Origin of the sequence: Amycolatopsis kentuckyensis, assembly GCF_002155975.1 — a bacterium.
Lineage (GTDB): Bacteria > Actinomycetota > Actinomycetes > Mycobacteriales > Pseudonocardiaceae > Amycolatopsis > Amycolatopsis kentuckyensis.
The window spans coordinates 1-8,115 of sequence record NZ_MUMI01000319.1; the positions used below are offsets into that span (position 1 = coordinate 1).

The following is an 8,115-nucleotide window of genomic DNA, read 5'->3' on the forward strand; positions in this document are numbered from 1 at the left end:
CGGGGTCGCGCACTCGCGGCCCGGCGACGCGGACGCGGCCGGCGGACCGGTCAGCGGGAGCACGAGCAGGGCGGCCACGGCGGAAAGCGTTCTGGCGAAAGGAAATCGACCACGCATTCCCGGCAAGCTAGCACCGCGGCCCGCCGAGCACCACCTGCCCGGCCGGGGCGGCGGGCCGCACGGCTAGGCTCGTCGTCGGCGAAAACGACCATTTTCGCCGAGGCAAGCGCACCACGACGCGGGAGAACAACCCATGCTGGACCGAGCGGTCATCGACGCACTCTTCCCTGCCGACCTGCCCGAGCCCGAGCACTGGGAGCAGCAGTACCCCGCCCGCGACCTCCCCGAAGGCGCCCTGGTCACGCGCCTGGGCCCGTCGCCGACCGGGTTCGTGCACATCGGCGGGATCTACGTCGGCACCATCGACCAGGACGTCGCCCGCCGCTCCGGCGGCCGGTACCTCGTCCGGATCGAGGACACCGACCAGTCCCGCGAGGTCGAAGGCGCCCTCGAGCAGTTCGAACGCGGCTTCCGCTACTTCCGCCTCGCCGCCGACGAGGACATCGACCGCGGCGGCGACTACGGCCCCTACCGGCAGTCGGCCCGCGAGCGCATCTACCTCACCTACGTCCGCGACCTCCTCCGCCAGGGCAAGGCGTACCTCGACTTCGCCACCAAGGAGGAGCTGGCCGCGATCACCCAGCGGCAGCAGGCCACCAAGCTGCCGACCGGTTACTACGGCAGCTGGGCGATCTGGCGCGACGCCGACCCGGCCGACGTCCAGGCCAAGCTCGACGCCGGCGCCCCGTACGTCGTGCGGTTCCGCGCCCCCGACGACACGGGTGCCCGCGCCCGCTTCACCGACGCCATCCGCGGCCCGCTGGAGGCCGAGGCCAACCGCAACGACGTCGTCATCCTCAAGAGCTCCGACCAGAGCCCCCGGCTGCCGACCTACCACTTCGCGCACGCCGTCGACGACCACCTCATGCGGGTGAACCTGGTGATCCGCGGCGACGAGTGGATCTCGTCGGTCCCGGTGCACCAGCAGCTGTTCGACGCGCTCGGCTTCGAGCCGATCACCTACGCGCACATCGCGCCGCTGATGAAGCAGGAGGGCGGCAGCAAGCGCAAGCTCTCCAAGCGCAAGGACCCGGAAGCGTCGGTCGACTTCTTCATCGAGGCCGGCTACCCCGCCGACGCCGTCCTGTACTACCTGCGCGGCCTCGCGAACGGCCGGCTCGCCGAGATGCCCCTCGACCAGGCGCTCACCGAGCCGATCAACCTCGACGAGTGCGGCGTCGCCGGCCCGCTGGTGGACCTGGTCAAGCTCGACGACATCGCGGCCGATCACATCGCGACGCTGTCCGGCGCCGAGATCCTCGAGGCGGTGCGCGCCTGGGCCGAGCGGTTCGACCCCGAGCTGCGCCGGGTGCTGGACGAGGAGCCGGACCTCGCGCTGCGCGCGCTGGCCGTCGAGCGCGAAGGAGCCGAGAACCCGCGCAAGGACCTGAAGAAGTGGAGCGAGTTCCGGGCCGTCTACGGCTTCTTCTTCCCGCAGCTCCACGCGGCCGTCACCGGGCCCGACGACGAACGCATCGCCGCCCTCGGCGTCGACCCGGCGGTCGTCCGGGCCGTGGCCCGCGACTTCACGGCGGACTACCGCCAGCTCGACGACGGCCAGGAGTGGTTCGACCAGATCCGCGCGGTCGCGGCGAAGCACGGCTTCGCCCGCAACGCCAAGGAGTTCAAGAAGAACCCCGAGGGGTTCCCGGGTTCCATCCGCGAGGCGTCCCAGATCATCCGCATCGCGCTGACCGGGTCGACGCGCAGTCCCGACCTGCACGCGATCACGCAGGCACTGGGCCGGGAAGAGGTCCTGGGGCGGATCGCGGCGCTCACCAAGTAGCGGGCGCGGGCTCCGGCTTCAGGCGCCGGAGCCCTCGTCGTCCTCGAAGGGCCGGAACGCGAACCGCACCACGCTCGGAACCCTGGCCCCGCTGTCCGCCACCGCGACGATCAAACCCGCCGCGTCCTCCCGGTCCAGCCGGGCCAGCAGGCGGGCCAGCGCTTCCGGCGCCCCCACCGGCTCCCCCGGCGTCTGGATCAGCGTGCGGTGCAGGATCCCCACGTCCCACCCGTCCGCGCTGCCGCTGCCCGCCGCCGTGCGGATCGTCGCGTCGAGCAGCCAGCGCGGCGGCTTTCCGGTCAGCGCGGGTGTCGCGTGGGCCGTCAGGCCGACGACCTGGTCGGCGCGCAGCAGGCCGTCACTGAGGGTCGCGAACCACACGTTGGTCAAGCCCATCGTTCATTCCTCCACTGTGGACTTCAGCGGCCGGACGGTTCTTCGGGGGTGCGGTCACGGGGTGCCCAGTACCGCCCAGACGACCTTGCCCCCGGCCCACGAGCGGCTGCAACCCCACGACCGGGCGACCTGCGCGACCAGCTTCAGCCCCATGCCCGGTTCGAACGGGGACAGCCGCTCGAGCAGCATGGCCGGCCGCGAGTCCTGGTCGGCCACGGCCACCGTGCACACCCCGCGCCGCAGGTCGAGGCGCAGCTTCGGGGCGGAAGTGGTGTGCCGCAGGACGTTCTCGGCCAGCTCGGTGACGATCAGGCGGGCGTCCTCGGCGAGCTCGGGCAGCTCCCACTCGATCAGCCGGCCCGTCACGAACTCGCGGATGGCCGCCGAAGTGCCGACGGCGCGGGAGAAAGTGCGTTCGCACCGGCGGCGCACCGAGTGGTCCAGCGCCGCCGTCGCCGCCGCCAGATCGGCGCGGACCGGGACGTAGCGGCCGACCACGTGCCGGCTCAGCAGCTTCCGGTGACCGGCCCCGGCGACGACCGTGAACGGGATGCCCGGCCAGTCGCCGATCCGCATGGCGACCAGCGAGAAGACACTCACCAGCGACGAATCCCCGATCGCCAGCTCGCTGATGTCGGCCACCAGCCCGTCCGGCGCGTCGGTCGCGATCTTGAGCAGGCCGTCGCGCAGGGCCGGGTACGAGCCGTCGTTCAGCTCGCCGCTGACCCGCACGACGGTCACCTGTTCGTGGCGACCGACAGCGAGCTGGACGGGGGTGTGGGTCATGGCGCTGCCCGGCCGTTCTCGGTGAACAAGTCCACGCGGTCATGCGGGCATGGTGACACCACGCGCACCTCCTCACTCTGCTGTGCACGGTAGTGGTAGCCGTTCACTACACCGGGTAGCCCCCGCCGCGTGGGCTAAACGCCGGATCTCCGCCGGCGACTCCGGGGACGTGCCCGGACCGTCGGCGGGCCGACCACCGGACCGTTCTCCTCGCGGACGTGAGATGCTCGACACGCAGGCAGGCCGAAGGCGGGAGGCGCAACGGGTGACCACCTGGATCGACGTGATCAACTTTGTCCGGACGCGGTACGAGGTCCTCGAGGAATCGGAGGGCTGGCTGCGGTTCCGGCTGGAGGGCCCGCGGGACCGGACGCAGCAGGTGACGGTGCATCACCTCGACGAACTCGACGGCGGCTCGTGGATCGAGATCTCCTCCCCGGTCGGCTGGGCCGACAAGCTCGACCTGCGCCGGTTCCTGGAGCTGGCGGGCGGCTCGGCCGTCGGCGGCGCGGGGGTGGTCGACGGCGTCGCACTGCTCAAGCACACCGTGCCCCTGGAGGACCTCAGCATCCAGGAGGAGTTCGAGCGCCCGCTCAAGGCGGTCGTCGCCCGCGCGGACGCCTTCGAACACGAGCTCACCGGCACCGACGAGTTCTGACCCGGTACCCGGCCCGCGGCGTCGAAGCCGCGGGCCGGGTCGGGGCCGGCCCCGTGCCCGCCAGGCACGCGAGAGGTCCCTTCAGGCACACGTGAGGCCTTCCGATCACCCGAGTGGCCCTCTCCGGTCACACGTGAGGCCTTCCGATCACGCGAGTGGCCCCCTCCGGTCACGCGAGAGGCACCTCCAAGCACACGCGAGTGCTCGCTCCGGTCACGCGAGAGTCCCGAGCGGCCGCCCCGGCGTGGCGACCTCACCTCACCCCCTACCGTCCGAAGAGGACCGACCCGTGCGGAGCCTCCTGCGCGCCCTGTTCCGGGGTCGGGCATGCTGTTGACCACTGTCTTGCGGGGATGAGGGGACGAGAGGGCGAAATGGGCGCTTCACCCGATTTGACCATACCGGCGAGCGTCGAGAGCCCGGCGCCGCCGCAGCCGCCCGCCTCGCCCGTGGCGCGGTGGCTGCTGGAGCACCGCGTCGCGCCGGTCGGCCGCGCGGGCGGCGAGGACCACGGCACGCCGCAGGCCTGGTGGAAGGTCATGTGCCTGACCGGCGTCGACTACTTCTCCACCCTCTCCTACCTGCCCGGCATCGCCGCGCTCGCCGCCGGGGCGCTCTCGCCGCTGGCGACCCTGCTGATCGTCGCGCTGACGCTGCTCGGGATGCTGCCGATGTACCGCCGGGTGGCCCGCGAAAGCCCGCACGGCCAGGGCTCGGTCGCGATGCTGGAGAACCTGCTGCCGTTCTGGCGCGGCAAGCTCTTCGTCCTCACCCTGCTCGGGTTCGTCGCGACGTCGTGGATCATCACGATCACGCTGTCGTCGGCGGACGCCACCGTGCACATGCTGGAGAACCCGTACCTGCCCGGCTTCCTGCACGGCCACGCGGTGCTGATCACCGTCGTGCTGCTGCTGATCCTCGGCGGGGTGTTCCTGCTCGGCTTCAGCGAGGCCGTCGGGGTCGCCATCCCGCTCGTCGCCGTCTTCCTGCTGCTCAACGCCGTGGTGACGGTCGCCGGCGTGATCGACCTGCTCGGCGATTCCGCCGCCCTCTCCCACTGGGCCGACGCGCTCACCGCCGGGGGTGGCGGGTTCGCCGGCGTCATCGGCCCGGCCGTCATCGCGTTCCCGATGCTGGTGCTGGGGCTCTCCGGGTTCGAGACCGGCGTCAGCATGATGCCGCTGGTCGCGGCCGACGGGAAGAACGCCGAGGAGAAGCTGGAATCCCGGATCCGCAACACGCGGAAGCTGCTGACCGCCGCGGCGCTCATCATGTCGGTGTTCCTGATCGCGACCAGCTTCGTGACCACGGTGCTGATCCCGGCCGACGCCTTCAAGGACGGCGGCGAGGCCAACGGCCGGGCCATGGCCTACCTCGCCCACCGCGAACTCGGCGAGCTCTTCGGGACCGTCTACGACATCAGCAGCGTGCTGATCCTGTGGTTCGCCGGTGCCTCGGCGATGGCCGGGCTGATCAACATCGTCCCGCGGTACCTGCCGTCCTACGGCATGGCACCGGAGTGGGGCCGCGCCGTCCGGCCGGTGGTCATCGTCTACACGGTGATCAGCATCCTCATCACCGTCGCGTTCGGCGCCGACGTCAACGCCCAGGCCGGCGCCTACGCCACCGGCATCCTGGCGATGATGGTCTCCGGCGCGGTCGCGGTGAGCATCTCGGCGATCCGGCGGCGGCAACGCGGCGCCGCGGCGGGCTTCGTCGTCCTCACGCTCGTCCTGCTGTACGCCCTCGTCGAAAACGTCATCGAAAAACCGGACGGGATCGCCATCTCGGCCCTGTTCATCCTCGGGATCATCGTCGTTTCGCTGGTGTCCCGCGTGTCGCGGACGACGGAACTGCGCGCCGACCGCATCGAGTTCGACGACGAGGCCCGCCGGTTCATCGCCGACTCCCTGACCCACGACGGCGCCCTGAACATCGTCGCCAACAAGCGCCAGGGCGGCGACCACGCCGAGTACTCCGAGAAGGAAGCCGAACAGCGCGGGATGAACCCGGTGCCCGGCGCCGCCGACATCCTGTTCCTGGAGATCGACGTCGTGGACCCGTCGGAGTTCAGCAACGTGCTCCAGGTGCGCGGCGTGGAGATCGACGGCTACCGGATCCTCCGCGCGGAGAGCCCGGCGGCGCCCAACGCGATCGCGGCGATCCTGCTCACCCTGCGCGATGTGACGGGCGTCCGTCCCCGCTGCTACTTCGAGTGGTCCGAAGGCAACCCGCTCGGCCACCTGTTCCGCTACCTGCTCCTCGGCCGCGGCGACACGGCCCCGGTGGTCCGGGAGATCATCCGCAGCGTGGAGAAGGACCCGGCCCGCCGCCCGGGCATCCACGTCGGCGGCTAGCCGGAGGTCGGGACGCGGCAGAGCGCGAACGCGGCCCCACCACCGCCGGTGGAACGGCGTGCCCTCGACCGGCCTCAGGTAGCCGCGTGCGCTGGCCTCGGTCTTCGCGGCCGACGCCGCCTTCGTGAAAGTCCGCGAGGAAGCGCTTTCCGGCCGCGACGCCGTCGAAGGCAGTCACGCCCGGCGGTGACCGGCCCCTCGCGGAGTACGCCCCGGAGGGCCACTGGTTCGGCCTGCCGGAGCCCGGCTTCGGCGGCCAGCCCGGAAGGGTGACCGCAAGCGTGGACCGGCGCCCATGAGGGACGCGGCCGTCACCGTCCGGCGGGCGGCGGTCCCCCTCGGCGGACCGGGGCACGAGCCGGCGCGCGTGCCGGACCGCGACCGTCCTGGGGGCGCGGCGCGCGGGCCGGTGCCCGGCCGGGTGCGGGTGCGCGCGGTCCGCGGGCCGGTGGCGGCGCCGCGGGGCGGGCCGGGCGCTCGGCCTGCGGGGCCGGCCGGGGCCGGTTGACCCAGGAGTCGAACAGCAGGATCAGGCCCGCGAACACCGCGCAGCCGATGCCCAGCGCGATGTGGACGAGCGCGCCGAGGATGCCGGCGACGAGCAGCACCGGCAGCACCGCCATCAGGCAGAACGGGTCGATGCGGCCGAATTTCGGGCGAGACGGCCCTTCGCGGGGACTCACCGTGCGGTCTCCGGGTTTCTGGGCGCCATTCGAGCAGTATGCAACGGCGGCGCCCGGCCCTGCCACCTGGCTGGTGCACACGGCCGATCATGATCACTCCCGGTGACCGGACCGACCGGCGCCGTGGTGGACAGAAACGGACAGGATCCGGGCGTATCCGGAGAGAGACCGTCCCTTTCGTGGTGCAATGTCGCCCGGCTGGAAGGGGTACGCGCATGAGGAACGGCTTCCCGCGGCGGATCGGATACGCGCTTCTGGCCCTGGTGACGGCGTGCGGCACGCTCGCCGGCGCCACCCCGGCCACGGCGAGCCCGGCACCGCCTTCGCTCGAGTTCGCCACCCCGGACAGCCAGGCCCTGTTCGGCACCGCCTACGCCGCCGCGCTGCAGAACCTGTTGCGCACCAACACGATCGGGTACGACGCCCGCTACGACCGGAGCGGCCTGCTCGACCCGGCGACCGGCCTCGTCCGCGCCGGCGGTGGCTACGACCAGCCGTGGACGCGCGACGCGTCGATCAACAGCTGGAACGCCACCAGCCTCCTCGACCCGGCGCTGGCGAAGAACACCCTGTGGGCGGTGGTCGACAAGGACACCGGCGGTGCCCTGCGCGTGCAGCAGGACGACCAGCAGTGGGACCAGGTGGTCTGGGTCACCGCCGCCTGGCACCACTACCTCGTCACCGGCGACCGGGCGTTCCTCCAGGACGCCTACCGCACGGCGACGACCACGCTGACGATCCGCGAACACGCCACCACGGCCGGCTTCAACCCGGCCTACGGCCTGTTCACCGGGGCGTCCTTCTTCAACGACGGCATCGCCGGCTACCCCGCGCCGCCCGCCGACGCGACCGAGTCGGTCAGCACCGGGAGCATGCCGTGGCCCGGGGTGGCGAGCGGGATGTACCTGAGCACGAACGAGCTCTACTACGCCGCCTACGTCAACGCCGCGAACATGGCCGGGAAGCTGGGCCGTCCGGCGGCCGAGATCGCCGCCCACCGGAGCAAGGCCGCCGCGCTGCGGACGGCGATCAACCGGTCCTTCTGGAACCCCGCCACCGGCCTGTACGACTACCAGCTGCTCGCCGACGGTTCCCGCGGTGCCTTCCAGGAAGGCACCGGGCTGGCGTTCGCCCTGATCTTCGGCATCGCGAACCCGGCGCAGGCGCGGTCGATCCTCGGCCACGCCCGGGAGCTGCCCTGGGGCATGCCCGACACCTTCCCGCACTGGGCGCGCTACAGCGACGCGCAGCCCGGCCAGTGCTTTGGCCCACAGCCCCAGGACGAGCGGCCAGACGATCGCGTTGTGCCGGCCGGGCTGCGCGTCGCTG

Annotated in this window: 8 protein-coding genes; 5 read left to right on the forward strand and 3 right to left on the reverse strand. The window is 72.1% G+C overall.

All coding sequences use genetic code 11. From position 1 onward, the window contains the following. Together CCN39_RS51245 and CCN39_RS29055 are read left to right on the forward strand one after the other, a co-directional pair. Window positions 1–187: hypothetical protein (locus tag CCN39_RS51245; protein WP_208630427.1), on the forward strand; the 187-nt coding region annotated here is incomplete at its 5' end. A gap of 66 nt (window positions 188–253) precedes the next feature. Next, complete coding sequence (locus tag CCN39_RS29055) at window positions 254–1,906, forward strand: glutamate--tRNA ligase (RefSeq protein WP_086847292.1); 1,653 nt, start codon at window positions 254–256, stop codon at window positions 1,904–1,906. Window positions 1,907–1,924: 18 nt separating this feature from the next. Here the strand turns inward: CCN39_RS29055 and CCN39_RS29060 are convergent, their stop codons facing one another. Together CCN39_RS29060 and CCN39_RS29065 are read right to left on the reverse strand one after the other, a co-directional pair. Then, a complete protein-coding gene (locus CCN39_RS29060; RefSeq protein WP_208630429.1) occupies window positions 1,925–2,302 on the reverse strand; it encodes a hypothetical protein in 378 nt (125 codons plus the stop codon). 54 nt (window positions 2,303–2,356) lie between these two features. Next, on the reverse strand, window positions 2,357–3,088 hold the full coding sequence (locus CCN39_RS29065) for an anti-anti-sigma factor (protein WP_086847295.1): 732 nt from the start codon (window positions 3,086–3,088) through the stop codon (window positions 2,357–2,359). A 265-nt stretch (window positions 3,089–3,353) separates the two neighbouring features. Between CCN39_RS29065 and CCN39_RS29070 the strand changes: the two genes are divergently transcribed. Beyond that, a complete protein-coding gene (locus CCN39_RS29070; RefSeq protein ID WP_086847297.1) occupies window positions 3,354–3,746 on the forward strand; it encodes a hypothetical protein in 393 nt (130 codons plus the stop codon). A 374-nt stretch (window positions 3,747–4,120) separates the two neighbouring features. Continuing rightward, window positions 4,121–6,103, forward strand: a complete 1,983-nt coding sequence (locus CCN39_RS29075) for an APC family permease (RefSeq protein WP_086847299.1) — start codon at window positions 4,121–4,123, stop codon at window positions 6,101–6,103. Window positions 6,104–6,414: 311 nt separating this feature from the next. Here CCN39_RS29075 and CCN39_RS29080 read toward each other — a convergent pair whose 3' ends face one another. Then, a complete protein-coding gene (locus CCN39_RS29080) occupies window positions 6,415–6,786 on the reverse strand; it encodes a hypothetical protein (RefSeq protein WP_143264196.1) in 372 nt (123 codons plus the stop codon). 215 nt (window positions 6,787–7,001) lie between these two features. Here CCN39_RS29080 and CCN39_RS29085 point away from each other — a divergent pair. Continuing rightward, window positions 7,002–8,115, forward strand: a 1,114-nt coding sequence (locus CCN39_RS29085) for an MGH1-like glycoside hydrolase domain-containing protein (protein WP_434781128.1), incomplete at its 3' end; no start/stop codon positions are given.